Source organism: Sphingobacterium sp. SYP-B4668 (assembly GCF_027627455.1).
Lineage (GTDB): Bacteria > Bacteroidota > Bacteroidia > Sphingobacteriales > Sphingobacteriaceae > Sphingobacterium.
Genome location: NZ_CP115483.1, coordinates 821,160 through 841,257, shown reverse-complemented (window position 1 = coordinate 841,257; position 20,098 = coordinate 821,160). Strand labels below are relative to the sequence as shown.

The 20,098-nt window shown below is 41.8% G+C and carries 11 protein-coding genes; 5 read left to right on the top strand and 6 right to left on the bottom strand.

Features of this window, described 5'->3' with window-relative positions; translation table 11 throughout:
* Positions 1–13 precede the first annotated feature (13 nt).
* A complete protein-coding gene (locus tag OQ289_RS03625) occupies positions 14–1,792 on the bottom strand; it encodes an aminopeptidase P family protein (RefSeq protein ID WP_270089453.1) in 1,779 nt (592 codons plus the stop codon).
* Between the two features lie 614 nt (positions 1,793–2,406).
* On the opposite strand from OQ289_RS03625, the gene dacB reads away from it, so the two are divergent.
* From dacB to OQ289_RS03600, 5 genes are all read left to right on the top strand, one after another.
* Entirely contained in the window at positions 2,407–3,834 is a 1,428-nt protein-coding gene (gene dacB, locus OQ289_RS03620) for a D-alanyl-D-alanine carboxypeptidase/D-alanyl-D-alanine endopeptidase (protein WP_270089452.1), read from the top strand.
* Positions 3,835–3,955: 121 nt separating this feature from the next.
* On the top strand, positions 3,956–6,244 hold the full coding sequence (locus OQ289_RS03615) for an NADP-dependent malic enzyme (protein ID WP_270089451.1): 2,289 nt from the start codon (positions 3,956–3,958) through the stop codon (positions 6,242–6,244).
* Positions 6,245–6,250: 6 nt separating this feature from the next.
* Positions 6,251–6,835, top strand: a complete 585-nt coding sequence (ruvA, locus tag OQ289_RS03610; protein WP_270089450.1) for a Holliday junction branch migration protein RuvA — start codon at positions 6,251–6,253, stop codon at positions 6,833–6,835.
* A gap of 160 nt (positions 6,836–6,995) precedes the next feature.
* Complete coding sequence (sov, locus tag OQ289_RS03605; protein ID WP_270089449.1) at positions 6,996–14,030, top strand: T9SS outer membrane translocon Sov/SprA; 7,035 nt, start codon at positions 6,996–6,998, stop codon at positions 14,028–14,030.
* Positions 14,031–14,165: 135 nt separating this feature from the next.
* A complete protein-coding gene (locus tag OQ289_RS03600; protein WP_270089448.1) occupies positions 14,166–14,633 on the top strand; it encodes a GAF domain-containing protein in 468 nt (155 codons plus the stop codon).
* Positions 14,634–14,665: 32 nt separating this feature from the next.
* Here the strand turns inward: OQ289_RS03600 and OQ289_RS03595 are convergent, their stop codons facing one another.
* The 5 genes from OQ289_RS03595 to hisIE all read right to left on the bottom strand — a co-directional run bounded on the left by OQ289_RS03595 (position 14,666) and on the right by hisIE (position 20,074).
* Positions 14,666–15,886 (bottom strand): DUF3999 family protein, encoded by a 1,221-nt coding sequence (locus OQ289_RS03595; RefSeq protein WP_270089447.1) that lies wholly within the window; start codon positions 15,884–15,886, stop codon positions 14,666–14,668.
* A gap of 15 nt (positions 15,887–15,901) precedes the next feature.
* On the bottom strand, positions 15,902–16,063 hold the full coding sequence (locus OQ289_RS03590) for a hypothetical protein (protein ID WP_270089446.1): 162 nt from the start codon (positions 16,061–16,063) through the stop codon (positions 15,902–15,904).
* A gap of 1 nt (position 16,064) precedes the next feature.
* Positions 16,065–18,407, bottom strand: coding sequence for a DUF2339 domain-containing protein (locus OQ289_RS03585; protein ID WP_270089445.1), 2,343 nt, complete (start codon positions 18,405–18,407; stop codon positions 16,065–16,067).
* Positions 18,408–18,503: 96 nt separating this feature from the next.
* Positions 18,504–19,421, bottom strand: a complete 918-nt coding sequence (locus OQ289_RS03580) for a WD40 repeat domain-containing protein (RefSeq protein ID WP_270089444.1) — start codon at positions 19,419–19,421, stop codon at positions 18,504–18,506.
* Between the two features lie 68 nt (positions 19,422–19,489).
* A complete protein-coding gene (hisIE, locus tag OQ289_RS03575) occupies positions 19,490–20,074 on the bottom strand; it encodes a bifunctional phosphoribosyl-AMP cyclohydrolase/phosphoribosyl-ATP diphosphatase HisIE (RefSeq protein WP_270089443.1) in 585 nt (194 codons plus the stop codon).
* Positions 20,075–20,098: the final 24 nt, after the last annotated feature.

The window sequence follows — 20,098 nt, the reverse complement described above, 5'->3', positions numbered from 1 at the left end:
CGAACAATTTCGATTACGAAATAGCCTTACACTTATCGGCAAGCCATTCGCACTCTTCCATTTCTAATAAAGGAGAGATGCGCTCATAGACGGCTTTATTGTATGCATTTAGCCAGTCGATGTGCGATTGGGCCAATAGAGAGGTATCGACGAGATCCGTTGCGATGTAACAGAGTGTCAATGTCTCAAAATCCATGAATTCGCCAAATTCATTTGCCTCGATATGCTTGCTCAAGACTAGATTTTCTATTCGAATACCATACTTACCTATTCGGTACAGCCCTGGTTCAATAGAGGTAATCATACCCGCCTCGATGGCGACATCAACATTGGACGGGTTAAAGGTATGTGGGCCCTCATGGACATTTAAAAAGAAACCGACTCCATGACCTGTGCCGTGACCGTAGTTGCGCATGGTCTCCCAAATAGGACGACGTGTAATCGCATCAATCTGGTATCCACGCGTACCCTTTGGGAAGACAGCTTGTGAGCCTTCAATAGTGCCTTTCAGGACGATGGTATAGTCTTCTTTTTCAGCTTGGGTCAGTCCTCCCAGTGATATGACGCGGGTAATGTCTGTAGTCCCTGTTTTATACTGACCTCCAGAATCCACCAACAAGAGTCCCTTAGAGAAGAGTTGAGCATTACTTTCCTCCGTGGCAGAATAATGAGGTAATGCTCCATGCTCCAGGTATCCAGCAATAGTATTAAAGCTCACATCGACAAAACCAGGTCGATCGGCCCGTAGTCCTCGCAACTTCTTCGCAATAGACAACTCGGTCAACTCTCCACCAGCAACCTCCTCTTCGACCCACTTAAAAAATCGAGTCATCGCCACGCCATCCTGAATCATCGTCTGACGGGTATGATTGATTTCAACTTCATTTTTTATGGCCTTAAGAGATGTTGAGGGGTTCAATTTCTCTACAATAAGGATATGCTTGGGAATCTGATCATATACCGCAAAACAAGTCCGTTTAGGATCTAGCAGAATTGTATCTACCGTCAGTGCTTTTATGTCATTGTATACTTGCAGATAGGGTTTCACCTGCACGCCTGAAGCTGCTAAAGAAGCGACGACATCAGTATCAAGCTTGGTCGGTTCAATATATAAAGACGTATCAGTTGCCGTCAAAAGGACAAATCCTAATACTACCGGATTGCAGGGCACATCCTGCCCTCGTATATTCAAAAGCCAAGCTAAATCGTCCAAAGAAGAGATTAAATGAGCTGCAATTCGATCCTTAGTTAATGATTGGCGTACAGCTGCTATTTTGGATACCGTGGATTGACCTGTTGTCGATTCATCCAACAGATAAGCTGGAGCAGAAGGAAGCGATGGTCTATCTGCCCATAAAGATGATAACAAATCAGCGTGTCCAGCTACTTTTATACCAAAGGGCATCAGCGATTGCTGTACAGCTTGGGCAACTTGTAAAGAGGCTAGATTACCATCAAAACCAACAAGAGATCCCGTAGGTAGTGTCTGGGCTAACCATTCGGCATACTCGGCATTGCCCTGCACCTTAAGTTTCACCAATTCAAAGCCCGAACCTGCCAATTGTTCCTCGGCCTGAACAAAATAGCGGGAATCTGTCCAAAGACCAGCAAAATCTTGAGTAATCGCTAAAGTACCCGCTGAACCTGTAAACCCAGAGGCCCACTCGATACATTTATACCTTTCCGGTAAGTACTCACTGATATGAGGGTCGGACGAAGGAATGATATATCCATCAATCCCTTGTTGTTTCATCAAGCTACGGATAGCAGTCAATTTTTCTATATGCTTCATTACGACACTGTATTTTATAATGGACGCAAGTTAGTCAATTCGAGAATAAGTAAATAATCGCGTTATTAAGTTTTGACTTTATGTATCCCGTAAATTAGGCTTATTAAATCATCTTTTTATAATGGGTATCCCTGAGCAAACGATACTGGTGTCTCTGTCTGGCTTACGTCCTGGCTGCGATTATTTGCTATCGCTACAAGAATGCATGTATAATGTCTGATTGGAAAATGACGCCGTCAAAGCATTAAAATCTTTAAAATACGGTAGAGTGGCCTATTGGGTGGCTATTACGACACGCTTTTTATCTATTCGGAATTCGTGAATGCAAAGCATTTTATCTAAGTTTGCCTTACCTATATTGGTTTATAAACCGGACACCACGAGGATCTTCATGAAGTGCCAGTACCAATAAAGGCGAAAGTATGTAAAATGTTCTCGGAATAAAATATAGATAAAGAACGGCTCTAAGACAGGAAAAGGCTGACGGAAACCGGCCTATATCCTAAAAAAAACAGATGTATAAAAAGCTATACCAGACTATAACACGCTTACGCGACTGGACTTTGGCACGTATCTGGTCTTAAAGAAGGGAACGGTATAAACTAAAACAATAGATGAAGAAAATCTTTATTAAAAATCTAGTAACCATCATTTGTATAAATGTAATGAGTGTCATGGCTTCGGCTCAAGACGCAAAGACTATTGAACAAGCTTATCAAACATTTGAGCAACAACCGAATCTCAAATACGGAATGGCATCCCTAACGGTCATTGACGCGAAGACGGGAAAAGTAGTTTTCTCTAAGAACGGAGAAACCGGACTGCCCACAGCATCTACCCTGAAGGTCATCACATCAGCGACAGCACTTGATTTACTTGGCCCCAACTTCACATTCAAGACCAAGCTCTATTATACAGGTGAGATTGATAGTCTCGGCACCTTGCGTGGCAATATCGTCATCGAAGGAGGAGGAGACCCTACGCTTGCGAGTGCAAGATTCCCAGAAATGAACGAAGAGTCATTGTTAAACAAATGGGTCTATGCGATTCAAAATGCGGGAATTCAATGTATTGAAGGCAGCATCATAGGTGATGATAGGTATTTTAATGGCAATACCGTTCCTGGCGGATGGACTTGGACGGATATTGGCAACTATTATGGTGCAGGCACCTCAGGCCTCAATTGGCGGGAAAATAGTATAGGGCTAAATTTCAAAGCTGGCTCACGACCTGGAGATAAAACAGAAATCACCTCGCTGACGGTAGACTCTTCTTATCTGAACATCTACAATGAAGCGATCACGGGACCAAAGGGAACTGGCGATAATGTGTATGCATACTCCGCTCCTTATTCTACCAAAATCTACGCACGTGGAACATATGGAATAGACCTTAAAAAGACAATCGAGATATCCGTTCCCGACCCCGCGTATGATGCCGCCTACCAACTACAGAAGGCACTTCGCCGTATCAATATATTGACGGAAAACGAACCGATGACGGGTAAACAAATAGATGAACTCGGCATGACTCTAGATATCCATAGGGTAGAATTGGATGTCCATGAATCACCCAAATTGACAGATATAATTCATTGGTTCAACCAAAAAAGCATCAACTTATATGGCGAAACATTGCTGCGAACGATTGGAATGTATAGTGGTCAAAAAGCGGATACGGAAGGTGCGGCAGAGATGGTTAAAAAGTTTTGGAAAGCTAAGCTCAATATCCCCGAGGGCGAGCTGAACTTTGTAGATGGCTCAGGGCTTTCGCCACAAAACCGTGTCACGACTGCGGCCATGACAAAGATCATGAATTACGCCAGGACCCGATCGTGGTATGACGGTTTCTATAAAAGCCTACCTACTTACAATGGAATGAAAATGAAGAGCGGTACCATTGGCGGAGCACTAGGATACACGGGTTATCAAAAATCAGCTGCTGGTCAAGAATACACCTTTAGTCTGCTGGTCAACAATTTTGAAGGCTCGGGGTCAAAAATGAGAGAAACAATGTTCAGCCTACTCAACACATTGAAGTAAAAAATTCGTTTAAAACCTTTTTTTTAAGAAGATTAATATCTTAAAAACAATCGATGTCCAAAAAAGAAAACTACATTTGTAGCCTTAAATAAGTAAATAACCGAAATAAGTATAGTGCACAATGAGTAAAATCAATCGTAAGCAAGAAGCTTTAAATTACCACTCGATGGGTCGCCCCGGAAAAATCGCTGTGGTACCAACCAAACCTACAAATTCACAGAGAGATTTATCACTAGCGTACTCCCCTGGTGTTGCAGAGCCTTGTCTCGCAATCGCAGCCAACAAAGAGGATGCTTATAAATATACCGCGAAAGGGAATCTTGTCGCTGTCATCAGTAACGGTACGGCAGTACTTGGACTTGGCGATATTGGCGCGCAGGCAGGCAAGCCCGTAATGGAGGGCAAAGGCTTACTATTCAAGATATTTGCAGATATTGACGTTTTTGACATTGAATTGGACACCAAGAATGTCGATGAATTTGTCAATATCGTAAAAGCATTGGAACCAACCTTCGGCGGGATCAATTTGGAGGATATCAAAGCGCCTGAGTGCTTCGAGATCGAAAGAAGATTAAAAGAAGAGATGTCCATCCCGGTAATGCACGATGATCAGCACGGTACGGCTATCATCTCCGGTGCGGCATTAATCAATGCCTGCGAACTCCAGGGCAAAGACATCGCTAAAGTAAAAATCGTCGTTAATGGAGCCGGCGCAGCGGCTATTTCATGTACAGGAATGTACATATCTGTAGGTGCAAAAAAGGAAAACATCGTCATGCTGGATAGCAAGGGAGTAATCCGAAAAGACAGAGAAAATCTGGATAGTCTGAAGGCTTGTTTTGCGACAGAACAAGACTTACACAGTTTGGAAGACGCCCTAATAGGTGCCGATGTATTCATTGGCCTTTCTAAAGCGGATGTCATGACTCCAGAAATGTTGCTATCAATGGCCGACAAACCTATTGTCTTGGCGATGGCTAATCCGAATCCAGAAATTGCTTACGAATTGGCTTTGGCAACACGTCAAGATATCATCATGGGTACAGGCCGCTCGGACTATCCTAACCAGGTAAACAATGTCCTTGGATTTCCATATATTTTTAGAGGTGCTCTGGACGTACGTGCTACGGCTATAAATGAAGACATGAAAATCGCGGCAGTAAAAGCTATTGCTGAACTAGCAAAACAATCTGTTCCCGAGTCTGTAAACCAAGCTTACAACGCCAATAACATTAAGTTTGGCATTGAATATATTATCCCTAAACCTACCGACCCGAGGTTAATTACAGAAGTGTCTATAGCGGTGGCCAAAGCGGCTATAGCATCGGGAGTAGCTCGGCAGCCCATTACTGATTGGGATAAATATAAGGAAGACCTACGTCAACGTATGGGCAAGGACGACCGCATCATGCGTGATTTAACAATGGTTGCCAAGAGAGATCCTAAGCGTGTGGTATTTGCGGAGGCAGACAACTACAAGACGCTGCGCGCTGCTCAGATCGTCAAGGAAGAAGGTATCGCGATTCCAATCTTATTAGGCAAGAAAGCTAAGATAAATAGTCTAATAAATGAATATGCACTCGAGCTTGAAGGTGTGGAAATCATCGACCCACTTGAGGATATGGAATCTGATCGTTATAAAAATTTTGTAGATCATCTTTACAAAAAAAGACAACGTCGTGGAGTATCCCGCTTGGATGCGGAAAAAATGTTACTCGACCGAAACTACTTCGGAGCAAGTCTAGTCGAATTTGGAGAGGCGGATACATTGATTTCGGGATTGACAAAAAATTACGCAAAAACGATTCGTCCTGCACTCCATGTCATCGGTGCGCAGCCAGGAAGTAGAATTGCAGGGATGTACATGATGTTAACTGAAAAAGGTCCCGTCTTTTTCGGAGACACTACGGTCAATGCAAACCCTACTTCAGAAGAACTGGTTGATATCACGGTATTATTGGATAAGGCTATCCGTAAAATGGGTGTAGAACCAAGAATAGCACTTCTGTCATATTCCAACTTTGGTTCTAACGAAGGGGATACACCTCATAAAGTACGTAGAGCCGCCCAGATATTACATGACCAGTATCCCTCAATTATTGTAGATGGAGACCTTCAGGCTAACTTTGCAATGAATAAGGATATGCTTGCCGCAAACTTTCCGTTCAGTAGCTTGAATGGGCATGCTGCAAATACATTAGTTTTCCCTAACTTAGAGTCTGGGAATATAGCCTACAAATTGCTACAGGAGATTGGGAATGCTGAAGCCGTAGGTCCTATTCTCTTGGGTATGAATAAACCTATCCATGTACTACAACTCGATAGTTCTGTTCGCGAAATCGTAAATATGGTCACCATTGCGGTAGTAGATGTGCAATCCTATCAAAAAGTAAAAAATCAACAAAAATAACCGTACATGTACGAATATTTAAATGGTAAATTAGTTTTTAAAGCCCCCACCCACGTTGTTATCGATGTGGGTGGGATTGGCTATTATGTCCATATCTCGCTCTATACGTTTTCTGCTATCAAGGACCAAGAGAACTGCATGCTGTTCATCTCCTTTCAGGTTCGCGAAGATTCGCAGACCTTGTTTGGATTTGCGACCGAGAGTGAACGCAAGCTATTCGAACATCTTATTTCTGTCTCAGGAATTGGCCCAAATACTGGCCGGATGATCTTATCATCTATTACCCCCGAAGAAATCCAATCTGCCATCATCAATGGACAGGTGAATATTATTCAAAAAATTAAAGGAATAGGTCCGAAAACTGCTCAGCGTGTCATCCTCGAATTACAGGATAAGTTGAAAAAGCAAGGACCGGATGCCTTGATATCACCAATTATTACCAAACAATCGGTACCTGAAGAAGCACTGGCTGCGCTCATAATGCTAGGCTTTGTCAAGGCTCAAGCTGAAAAAGTATTGAATAGTATTGTCACCGCGAACCCCGACCTAACAGTAGAAAACCTCATTAAACTGGCGCTCAAGCGATTGTAGCCACATTGCTACATTAAATAACATTTCTGGATAAGTTACCATTGTCATTCTCCTAACTAAGAATATAATGGTTGTTTTGTTATGCAAAATAGTTGATATTTGCATATGCTTACTTTTTGAGATCAATTAATCTGTTGTGAAAATTTTTAATGTCAACCATTTGAAGACAAACATCTACTTAGTTCTTGCGTTTTTCTTGATCTTTCCATACGAAGGCGTAATTGGACAAACCATACGGTCGGCTCAACAAAAAGAGCCGGACTCTACTGCTATTCCCTACCGCTTTGAAGACAATCCTTTTCTTAATATCCATAAAAAGTACAATCCATTTTCGTTGGATTATCCCAGCAATATTCAAAGGGAGATTAAATATGATACAGAATCCCGTCAATATATTTTAAAAGAAAAATTAGGCGGCAAGCAATACCGCCCACCGATGTATCTTACCCTTCCCGAATTTAGAGACTACGAGGCAAAGCGTACACAAAAGAACTATTGGGAAGAGCTAGCTGACAAAAGTCTTCTGGAAGAACGTCGGAGACGCCTATTTCCGGTTATCGAAATAGAGAGTCCTGCTTTTGAAAGAATATTTGGCAGCAACAAGATTGACCTCATTCCTAGAGGAAGTGCAGACATCACCTTGATGGGGCAATATAACAACAATGCCAACCCCATGTTTGATGAGACCAAACGTAAGCAATGGGGATTTGACTTTGATCAACAGATTAACATGAATCTAACGGGTCATATCGGGACGCGTGTAAAGGTCAATGCCAACTTCAACTCATCTGCACAATTTGATTTTGAAAATCAAATCCGCTTCGACTATGTAGCCAAAGATGACGATATCTTACGGAGACTGGAGGTGGGTAATGTATCGATGCCACTTAATTCGACTTTAATCCAAGGGGTCCAATCTTTATTCGGGGTGAAGGCACAAATGCAATTCGGTAATCTAAAATTCACCGGACTACTCTCGCAACAGCGATCCCGACAGAAAGAAATCACCATTACAAATGGTGCTCAGGAAAGTGAATTTACGTTACAGGCAGATAATTATGAGGCCAATCAACACTATTTTTTAGCGCAATATTTCAGGGACAATTACAACAAGACGCTGGCACTTGCACCATTGATCAATACGACCATCAATATTACTCAAGTGGAGGTATGGATGAGCAATCGATCTAATTCATATGAGGATGCGCGTGATGTGATGGCTTTGATGGATTTAGGAGAGAACTCGCCTTACAACACACAAGTGATAGCAGGTAGACCCACCCCATCTGGATTCCCATCCTCAGGTATCCCGAATGAGAGCAACCCCGCTGTCTCCAATAATCTCTTGGAATTATTAGGAAATAATGGCAGACCGACCAATGGAACATTTGTACAGAATCTCTTTGGGGGATCTGGAGGGAATGATAACTATGCGAAGATGACCTACGCTAGAAAGCTGGTCGAAAACAGAGACTATACGGTAGAGCGCAAACTGGGATATATATCCTTGAATCTCCCCCTTAACGCTGACCAAATCTTAGCGGTGGCCTATCGGTATACTGCAAATGGCAGGGAGTACCAAGTTGGGGAGTTTAGTTCCGATCGTCCAGTAACTCCGTCTAATCCAGAAATGCTCTATGCTAAATTATTGAAGAATGAGGTCTTAAAGACGAAGTTGCCGACATGGGACTTGATGATGAAAAACATCTATGCGCTAGGCGCTTACAATGTCTCGAACTCGAACTTTATCCTTCAAATATACCGTACGGAAAATGAGAGCGGAACGGAGCGCCCGGCTATCTATGAGGGTCAACGCACCACTGAAAAGACTTGGCTAGAACTCACGGGGTTAGATCGATTAAACCAGCAACAGGCGCAAATCCCAGATGGATACTTTGATTACATCGAAAACATCACGATAGAACCAAAAAGAGGAAAACTAATCTTTCCGGTAGTTGAGCCTTTTGGCAGAGATTTGGCGAGTCAATTTGTCACGGGAGCCGAACAGGCACTGATTGATAAGTACACTTTTCCGGAGCTATACGACTCGACCAAAGTCGCAGCTCAACAACAATTTCCAACAAAAAACCGGTACCGCATCAAAGGTCGCTACAACTCGGCAATGGGTACAGAATACCAAATCGGAGCATTCAACATCACCAGAGGATCTATACAAGTAATGGCCGGTGGCGCCATGTTACAGGAGGGAGTAGATTACACCATAGATTACGAAATTGGTCGATTGAGGATATTGAACGAAGCTTTGATGCTTTCAGGCCAACCAATCCGCGTAACGGTAGAAGATGATGCAATGTACAACCTTCAGCAAAAAACCTTGATGGGTGGCCGATTTGACTACTTGGTAAACGACAACTTGCAAGTGGGGGCTACCATCATGAACTTAACGGAAAAACCCTTGACTGAGAAGGTCAATATTGGTGAAGAGCCTATGTCCAATACCATGCTGGGTGCAGACCTTTCCTACAATGCTCCATCTCGCTGGCTTACTCGGATGATTGATAAACTTCCATTCTTGAGCACAAAAGAAGAGTCCAGTATTTCCTTCTATGGAGAGTTTGCAAAATTGATCCCGGGACATCCAAAGGGCTTGGATACGGAAAATGGCCGCACAGGAACTACTTATATCGACGACTTTGAAAACAGTGTTTCCTATATTGACCTCAAAAACCAATACAGCTGGCAGATATCGGGTACACCACGGATGTTTTCGGAATCTGCATTGACAGATAATCTACAGTATGGCTATAACAGAGCTCTTTTGGCTTTCTACAACATAGATCCTATTTTCTACAGAAACAACAGCCTAACACCAAACAATATCACCACCAGTGAACTCTCAGACCACCGTGTCCGCGAAGTTGGCGAAAAGGAGGTATTCCCCAATAAGGATACTCGCTCGGGGCAGAATGAATGGTTACAGACGTTAGATCTAGCCTTCTACCCTACATTACGCGGGCCATATAACTATACGACTACTGGTATTAATAACGACGGTACCCTTGCCAATCCAAAAAGCAGGTGGGGTGGCATGTTCAGAAAAATCGATAATACCGACTTCGAGGCGCAAAATATTGAATTCATAGAGATGTGGATGATGGATCCGGCCTTGACCAACCCGAATAAGGATGGTGGAGATATTTATTTTAACTTAGGAAGTATATCGGAAGACATTTTGAAAGATGGTCGCAAATCGCTAGAAAACTCGATTTCTCCAATTGGCGACATGTCTCAGGTGGACCAAACTAACTGGGGTCGTGTCACTAAAAATCAACCCGTAGTACAAGCTTTTGATAACGATAGCCAAAGTCGAGAACGACAAGACGTGGGTTTAGACGGATTGAATGATGCCGACGAATCAACTTTTCATGGTAGCTTCCTCTCTCAATTGCAGGGAATCTTAAACCCTACGGCGTTGGATGACCTACGTAATGACCCATCAAGCGACAATTACATGTATTTTCGTAGCCAGCAGATGGACCAACAGGCTGCAGGTATATTGAAACGATACCAGCGGTACAATGGTGTGGATGGCAACTCCAAAACGAATGAGCAATCACAACGGGACTTTGGTGTGGAAACATCTGCTAGCACGTTGCTTCCTGATGGCGAAGATGTCAACAGAGACAATAACATGAACGAGATTGATGAATACTATCAGTATCGCATCTCGTTACGTCCGCAAGACTTAATCGTTGGTAAAAACCATATTGTGGATGAACAGATAACGAAAGTAAAATTGGTCAATGACGCGGAAGTGGATGTAAAGTGGTACAAGTTCCGTATCCCATTGACGCAGTATGAAAGCAAATTTGGCGATATACAGGATTTCAAATCCATCCGCTTTGTTCGTACATTTTTGACAAATTTTGCGGACACGGCTATTGTAAGGTTGGCGAAGATGCAATTGGTGAAAGGTGAATGGAGAAGATATAATGCGGAGAACAATCCATCTAAAGTCATAAGCGACTACTCCATGGGAGTTGTAGCTTCAGACAATTCTATCTTTGATGTGGCCAATATCAGTGTGGAAGAAAATGGTAATCGAGACCCTATCCCTTACATCCAGCCCCCTGGAATTAATAGACAAGTAGATTGGACGAACAACAACTATAACGTCCGTCTCAATGAACAAGCGCTTAGCATGGATGTATTGAACCTACGGGACGGCTATGGGCGTGGAACATACAAAACTTCATCGCATGACTTTAGACCTTACGGTCGTATTGAAATGTTCATCCACGCAGAAGGACAGAATCTCAGAAATGGAGATGCTCATGCATTCTTGCGGGTGGGTACCGATGACCGCTACAACTACTACGAGTACGACATGCCACTATTTGTCACTCCGTATGGTACAACATCACCTGATTTGATTTGGCCCAATGAGAATAGGATGAATATCCAAATCCGCCTGTTCCAAGATGCCAAACTCGCGCGTGACAAGGCGACACTTAATGGACAACCATGGCCACTGGATGTACCTTTTGAATACAAAGATGGAAACAATATTATCACAGTAGTGGGTGCGCCAGATATCAGCAAGGTGCGCTATTACATGATGGGCGTACGTAATCCATTGAAAGGTAGCTCCTCGAGCTCTCCAAATGATGATGGCAGTGATATTTCGGGTTCATTTTGGTTCAATGAACTTCGCCTTACAGACTTTGATGACAAAGGTGGCTGGGCAGCTACTGCTCGATTGAATTTGAAATTAGCCGACTTTGCGAATGTCTCGGTATCGGGCACCAAATCGTCAATAGGATTTGGATATCTTTCGCAACGGATGAATGAACGTAGTCGGAACGAGGACCTTTACTTTGACTTTATGTCAAATGCCGAATTGGGAAAATTCTTCCCTAGAGATTTTGGGCTGGTGATTCCATTCTACTTTAGCTACTCGAAACAAACTTCTACACCGGAGTACAATCCATTGAATCCCGATATTGAATTGAATTCGGCCTTGGCCAATCTTTCGAGAAACCAACAAGATTCGTTGTTAAGACTTGTACAGGACTATACGACCCGTAAAAGTTTTAGCCTCACGAATGTCCGCAAAATAAGAATGAACAATGAAAGACCGATCCGTCCTTGGGATATCGAAAATTTCAGTGCTACCTATGCTTTTTCAGCATACAACCACCGCGATTACTCAGTGGCTTCATCCATTCAAAAGAACTATCGTGCTGCTTTGGACTACAACTTTAGCAACTCGTCAGTAAAATTTATCGAGCCGTTAAAGAATGTTATCAAGTCTGACTATCTAAAGATTCTGAAGGACTTTAATTTTAATTTAATGCCATCGTTGATCAATTTTAGGGTCGATGTAAACAGAATATACAGTGAGAATACAATCCGAGACAATACATCGGACAATGTACTTCCGACGTTGTACAACAAAAACTTTGACATGAGCCGAATCTACGGCATCAGTTGGGATTTGACAAAATCCCTTCGTCTGGATTTCAATGCGACCAACTACTCCATCATTGACGAGCCAGATGGTCGAGTAAACGGTGTGAAGAGAGACACGATGTGGAACAATTTCTGGAAAATGGGACGCACAACGGACTACAATCACATGTTGAATATCGCCTACACATTACCTATATCTAAATTACCTTATCTGGATTGGGTCAATGTAATCACAAGATATGGGGCACAGTTCAATTGGCAAAGCGAGCCGTTGCTATCTCTAAGAAGCCCAGATATCAATATTGGTAATAGCATCCAAAACAACAGAACCATCCAAGTGAATCCGTCTTTGAATATGGTTGGTCTGTACAACAAATTTGGTTTCATCCGACGTAACTCTGGCCGTAACGCTAAAGGCTCAAATGCTTTCTTGGTTCAACTCTTGACTTCAATCCGTAAGATTGATGGGGCTTATACCAAAATAGAGGGGACTTATTTACCGGGATATCTACCAAAAACCAAAGCTTTCGGGTACGACTTTGATGCAAATGCTCCCGGTTGGGGATTTTTGTTTGGCAGCCAGAGCGATATCCTACAGCGAGCCATCAATAACGATTGGTTGTCTACAGACTCTATGCAAACACAAATGTTTACGCGATCATTTGCCGAGAATCTGTCCTTGGTTGCAAATCTAGAGCCTGTGAAGGGCCTCCGAATAGATTTGACTGCTGCTCGGACGGATAACTACAACTATACAGCTACTGTACAATTCAACAGTACTACAAATGCTTTTGAGAGTGTAACGCCATACACCACTGGAAATTACAGCATTACACAGATTGCAATCAGCACGGTATTTAAAGACCATCAAGCGCTATTCCAGAAGTTTGAAGAAAACAGAATGACCATATCGCATAGATTAGCCGAAATCAACCCTAACTCTGTGGGATCGGCAACTGACTTCTATGCTGATGGATACGGAAAAGCCCAACAGGATGTGGTTGTTAATTCTTTCTTGAGCACATACCTAGGAAAGAACATTAGTAAGGAAAAACTAAGCTCTACTCCTCGCTTCCCGCTTCCGAACTGGCGTATCAGTTACAACGGATTGAATAAAATCCCAGGACTTGAAGACATTTTTACATCCCTGACGGTATTGCACAGCTATGCATCACAATATACCATTAGCGGATACAATTCAGTCATCAGATACGAAGAAAAATCAGATGCTCCTAGCGCAAGAGATGTGAATGGTAACTTCTTGCCTGAGAACCAATTTCAACAGATTTCTATCATTGACCAATTTGTTCCATTACTTGGATTGGATGCAAGGTTTAAAAATAACCTCTCGGCAACATCAGAATACCGAAGAAACCGAAATTTGAATTTCAGTCTACAGAATAGCCAAATGGCCATGATGACTGAAGAAGCATTTGTATTGGGCATTGGATATAGAAAGAATAATTTCAGATTGCCGTTTGGATGGTTTAGCGATCGCAAGATGAACAGCGATCTGAATTTCAAATTGGATGTGGCAATTAACGATAGAAAAACAATGGTATATCGATCTGATTTGAATAGATCAGAGATATCTGCCGGAAACAAAAGTATCAGTTTCAACCCTACACTTGATTACATGATTAATCAGATGTACAATATTCGTTTGTTCTTGAACACCAACTCAGTCAAACCGTACACTTCGCAAAATTATGCTACATCGTACACCAACTTTGGCATCAATCTTCGAATCATGTTCCAATAGTCAAGATACAAGAAGTAGAAAAGGGGGGTGTTATTTGAATAACACTCCCCTTTTCTGTTTTTTACGCTGTAAGGACAAAATTCTGTGTAGCTTTGTTTACTATTTTAACTTTCTTTACTATTCAGGATTACTGTCATGGCAGAAGATTTACATATACTAACGGGTAATAAAACGGAACAATATAAAGGGTTAATCCCGCAGATAGAAGCTTTGCTAAATGGCGAATCAAATCTGATTGCAAATCTGGCCAACATTAGTGCAGCATTGAAGGAGCAATTTGGTTTCTTTTGGGTAGGCTTTTATCTTGTTGACGGGGATGAATTAGTATTGGGCCCTTTTCAAGGCCCAGTGGCGTGCACGCGTATCAAAAAAGGAAAAGGAGTATGCGGTAAAGCATGGCAGCTGGATGAAACGCTGATTGTACCAGATGTAGAAGCATTCCCCGGCCACATTGCATGCAGCTCTCTGTCCAAATCGGAAATTGTTCTTCCATTACGTAAAGACGGCCGTGTGATAGGTGTGCTGGATATCGATAGTGATTCCCTAGACTCATTTGACAAGGAAGATGCTATTCACTTAGAAAAGATACTGTCGTTTATCTAGACTTACAATCTTATAGACGGTATTATCATAAATTACTTCCTTTCCATATCTCTGAAGAAGCTGATGGCAAAGTAACAAACCAATATAACTGCTATTATTAGCCCTCCCCATAACAAGATATTCCCTAATTTGACGCGCTGTTCATCTTGCTGAGCATCCTTAAGTTGCGGCTCTACACGAGTCAATTTATTAACCTTCAATATTGGGAGTTCATGATTGGCTTGGAGTTTAAACAATGCCAGGTCATAATCGGGCAGTTTAAAAGAGGAATCAACCACTATAGCATACTGCTCTCCCTCCGACAGGTGGGTCACGAGTGTCAATGGTTTCTGCCTTAAAGAAAAATTATCTACTTGTAGAGGGGGACTATCCATATTCTCAATATGGATATAAAAATCTTTAACAAATAGACTAGGTAACTCCAATGTGGTATTATTGGGAGTTAGCTCATATTGCCCGATTTCGACGAACTGCTCTTCTACCTTATTCCGTCGCACCTGCACGCGTTTTTTTACGAAAACTGATGCATTGCGTTTGTATAATCTAGGGCTGGAAATATGAAGAGTCACCTTATCTACGACTTGTGGATGGGGCAATTGAACGCGAAGAATAGAGTTCTTGTCTTTGATTCCAACATCCAGTTTACCTCCATTAATGGTATGATAAACCGTAGAGGAGACAACATTATCATATCGGCCGATTGCCATTACATTGAGCGGATTAGTGCCTTTGTCCTGAATACTTATTTTAAGATATTTGTAGTTATTCAGTGGAAAACTAATCTCCTGCTCTTTGAAAGTCTGATGATGTCCTGTTAGATTTTCTAAGACCTGATCTTCCGAAAGACTGAACCAATCAAGAGAATCGTTACTACCGGTTAGAGTATATTGCTTCCTACTATTACTATTGGCCACCCTTAGCCATAATCCTGTCCAAGTCTGTTGTTTTTCATTTTTGACAACGAGCGTAGTGACACTATCGGGAATTATCTCTTTACGAACTATATTAAGTGGGACGAACTTGTGGTCAGCAATAGTTGTTATATATTTGACAAAGGGGGTCTCCCGTCCCTCGCGATCCCAAATCCGAGCTTTAGCAATGTCGTTGCCAATCAATGAGCGAATAGGCTGGGGAATCTCAAGCCGAAAATATCCAGTCTGCTTATTGCCCTCTAGAGAGGCACTGTACTGCTGACCATATATCTGGACCATAGCGCAAATGGTACATAAAAATATGCTAATTAATCTTTTCATTGGAGTATGGCTTGTCTATTGAGGAGTGGTGTCATCGGGACTCTCTTGACCATCCACTACTATTAATTTCTTAATCTTTTGGTATACAAAGGAAATCACGAGTATCAAAACCCCTAACAAGATAAATGCGATGATCTTTCCGGTCTCTGAAACATCCTGAATGTCATAAATAAACAACTTAAGGATGGTGATGCCGAGTAAGGATGGTGATGCCGAGTAAGGATAGTGCAACGATGCGTAACTCCCGCCAATCTTTCTTGATTCCAAGAATTAAAAATATAAACGAAAGAATTCCCCAAGCTACAGGAAACATGACTTTAAAGACCATATTCTCTCTTGTATGATAAATATCAAAGGTGGCGGAGAATGACAACGTATGGACACTAATCTCGACACTAGCAATAAATACGAGAACGAATACAAGCGGCCATATCAACAATTTGTGCCGATAGTATAGGCTCGAGGAATTTAAGATAGTGTCTATGCTAATATGATAGATTTGAAATATCAGACAGAATAGAATAAGATAATGTAAGATAAAGGCGATATAGCTATTTTCAATTTGATTCAATCGGCCTATCGTTTCCATAAATGGAATTTTGTGGAGCAACACTATGTAGGCTACAATATTGACTAGGATCAAGATATGCGCCAGTGGTTTTGTCAATTTAGAAGTACCAAATCTCTTCCCGAAATAGATTAAAACGCTAGCAAACGCAAAATGTGCTAATGTAACGCATGCCATGACCGACCCATCATTAGACATTCGATTAGAGGCTTGATAGGAAACTTCGAGAATCAACACAAGATAGCTCAAAGCTATGGCTATATTAGCGGTAATCTTCCGATATATTGCTGGATTGAAATGAATACCATATCCAAAATTGACAACTTCATTCGAATCTCTTAAAAGTCTAGATGCCACAAAATAAGATGCAACCACAAGCAAGCCTGTTAAAAAGATTTCATTTAGGCCTATGTACATCAAGGGATCTGTCACACTGTAGTCTATTGTCCAATCTATCAGCAAACTGATAACGACCAAGACCTGCAAAATAATGGCAAATAAGTAAAAAATCGTAAATCTAGATTTCATGGCCAGCCACAATAATATGACGGCTTGGCAGGCCCAGAATGCGGTAATATAATGTCCTTTGAATTGGATAGGAATGGTGACGACTGCAAATAACAATGTCAAACCAATCAAAAGATATACGATCTCCTCGCTCAATTTATATTTTTTATAAATGGTGACCGCGAACAGCAGGTTGTATATAGCGAGTATCAATGTAAACAATCCGTTGTATCCTGAATTCCATTGGGATAGTATAGCGAGTCCAAAACTGAAATAAAGAAATGTGTTTGCCAGGACAATGATGAGCTCCCACTTCGTAAATCTATTTTTGAACCGAACATTGTTAATGATGAATGCGAGGCTAAAAAGAAGAAAGAAGAGGGTGACGTATCCGAATGCTCCGGCATAGCTAACTTCTTTTGCAAAATCTACTTGGAAATACCATCCACTGTATATGAGATAGGTAGCAGCAAAGGCCACAAAATTGACCCAATTCCATCTTTTAAAGTAGGAAATGCTCAACATACCGACATTCAAAATAGAGAGGTAGCTGAATAGTACGTGATAATTACCCTGTCCTGTACTGACCATAAATGGCACCGCAAATCCACCAATAATGGATAGAATAGCTAGTTCCTGTCGGTTGTAAAGCAACGATATGAGGATGCTAAATACAGTGATTAGGACCATTATACCAAAGGCGACTGGCTGACTGAATAAATGATAATCATGAAAGGCAATACCAATCATCAGATAGAATACACTGATAGCACCAGCAACGAAAACGGAACTAAAAGCCGCAAATCTACGTCGTAAAAAATGTGCAACTCCCATGAGAAGACCACCAGATAATACGCCTATCCCTACACGGCCAGCTTCATTGATCCAATCTCGATCAATAGCGAACTTAACAAAGAAACTGATACCCAATACCAAAATCAATATTCCGATTTTATTAATGAGGTTTTCGCCAATAAACTTTTCAAGGTCGGGATTGCTTTGTCTAAATTTCTGAAACCAATTTAAAGGGGGTTCTTCAATGACATTGTGGATATGAGATACTGGCTCGGTAATAGTGGAAGCTATAGGTTCAGGCGGGAAAGGGGAAGTGCTAATCGGCTCTGGTACTTCGTAAGATTCGACTTGGTCTGGCTCAGCCTCTACAGGTAGTGATTCGGACATTGGTTGAATTACGGGTATTTGACCAACAGCACTATTAGGAATAGGAGGAGGATTGGTAGGGAGTGTATCGACCAAAGGCCTAACTTCATTAGGTGACCTTTCCAGTTCATCCAGTTTCTTAGCGATTTGATCTATCTTTTGCTGAAGTTCAAACTGATGTTCTTGAAATTTATGCAGGCCATCGTTCAGGCTGTTTAATTGTCTTCCCGCCTTTATAATAGAAAAGATAACAATAACAAGTAAGATAAACCCCAAGTATTCCATATATGATTTGATTAGATTGGCAATAAAAGCTAACAAACCAAATCTAACCAAAAACATTTAGAAATATAGTGGCTTTTTTCTAGGGCACTGGGACGCTTATATTGTCACTTCCCACACGCGAACAACCTTGTCATCCCCAGCTGTAATAAAACGGGTGCCGTCTGGGGTCCAAATCCCCACGTTGATGGAAAGGTGATGGCTATCAAATCCTTTATCACGGCCAACGATGCGTAGCAATGCATAGGTATGCTTATCCCAAATCTTAAAGGTCTTGTCTCGACTTACGGTTGCGAATAGAGGATGTACGGGGTGAAAGTGAATACCATATACCGTAAACATGTGTGGAATGAAAGAAAGCTGCTCGGAAAGGTCATGGGTATTCCAACCGACCAATTTGGCATCACGCCCGCCCGACAATAATCTCTGACCATTGGGATCGAACGCTAAGGAGGTCACAGGATGCGTATGAACGGCTGCTGATGCGATTAAATGATATTCTAAGGCATCATAGAGGTGCACACTTCCGTCTTTACTTCCAAATGCTAATTGTCGCTCATCGGGCGATATGGAAATAGTGCGAACAAGTGTGGGAGCAATTCGGAATTGATATAGCAATGAAAAATTATCCAAGCACCATACATAAGCAAATCCATCTTCACCAACAGCAATCAATTCTCTTTTAGATACCAATGTCTTGATGTCAAAAACAGCTCCGTTCGCTACGTTCAATTTTACAACCAATTTTTGATTTTCGACATCAACGATCATGATAAGCCCTTCACGAAGTCCTATTGCCAAATAGGAAGTCTCTGGAATAAGATGTAGGCTGTATACAGACGAATTTACAGAACAGAGAATCCTTTTGAAGGTGGATGTCTCCAGATCCCACTCCACAACACCTTTGTCATTCCCTCCGGAAAATAAAGTATTGGCAAAAAAACCGTTCTCTAATGTAAAGACAGGATTTTGATGGCCCTTAAGGGTGGATATGAGTTCAACTGAAAGATTGTCCATAAAAAAAAGTGCTGTACACAAATGTACGGCACTTTTAAGATTATTGTGTCATGTAAGGATAACTTTGCTTACTGGTGTCTACTTTCGAGGTTTTTGGCGATAGTCTCCAACGAAAACCCTTTTTCTCGCAACAATACAATTAGATGAAACAATAAGTCGGAGGTTTCATCTATAAATTCTTTGTCAGTCTCTTTGAGGGCAGCAATAACAGTCTCGACAGCTTCCTCCCCTACTTTCTGAGCGATTTTATTAATTCCCCTACTTCTCAACCTGTTGACATAGGATTCGTCGGTTGGATGCTCATAGCGATTGTGTACGATACGCTCTAATTCAAAGAGAAAATTCTGTCCATATTGGGTACCAAAGCAACTTCTACTCCCCGTATGGCAGGTAGGTCCTTGCGGACTAGCCTTGATTAGCAAAGTGTCTTGGTCACAATCTACATGGTAGCCTACAACGTGTAGAAAATTTCCACTCTCCTCCCCTTTAGTCCAAAGCCGGTTCTTGCTCCTTGAAAAGAAGGTCACCTTGCCCTCTGCTTGTGTCTTGGACCAGGCTTCTTCATTCATATATCCCAACATTAGGACTTCTAATGTCTGCGAATCTTGGACAATTACAGGAATAAGTCCCTCGCTTTTTGAAAAATCTAACATTCTATTAGTATTGAATATTTAGTA

Coding starts and splice junctions, on each gene's coding strand:
- OQ289_RS03625 (WP_270089453.1), bottom strand. CDS start 1,792: ATGAAGCATATAGAAAAATTGACTGCTATCCGTAGCTTGATGAAACAA.
- dacB (WP_270089452.1), top strand. CDS start 2,407: ATGAAGAAAATCTTTATTAAAAATCTAGTAACCATCATTTGTATAAAT.
- OQ289_RS03615 (WP_270089451.1), top strand. CDS start 3,956: ATGAGTAAAATCAATCGTAAGCAAGAAGCTTTAAATTACCACTCGATG.
- ruvA (WP_270089450.1), top strand. CDS start 6,251: ATGTACGAATATTTAAATGGTAAATTAGTTTTTAAAGCCCCCACCCAC.
- OQ289_RS03600 (WP_270089448.1), top strand. CDS start 14,166: ATGGCAGAAGATTTACATATACTAACGGGTAATAAAACGGAACAATAT.
- OQ289_RS03595 (WP_270089447.1), bottom strand. CDS start 15,886: ATGAAAAGATTAATTAGCATATTTTTATGTACCATTTGCGCTATGGTC.
- OQ289_RS03585 (WP_270089445.1), bottom strand. CDS start 18,407: ATGGAATACTTGGGGTTTATCTTACTTGTTATTGTTATCTTTTCTATT.
- OQ289_RS03580 (WP_270089444.1), bottom strand. CDS start 19,421: ATGGACAATCTTTCAGTTGAACTCATATCCACCCTTAAGGGCCATCAA.
- hisIE (WP_270089443.1), bottom strand. CDS start 20,074: ATGTTAGATTTTTCAAAAAGCGAGGGACTTATTCCTGTAATTGTCCAA.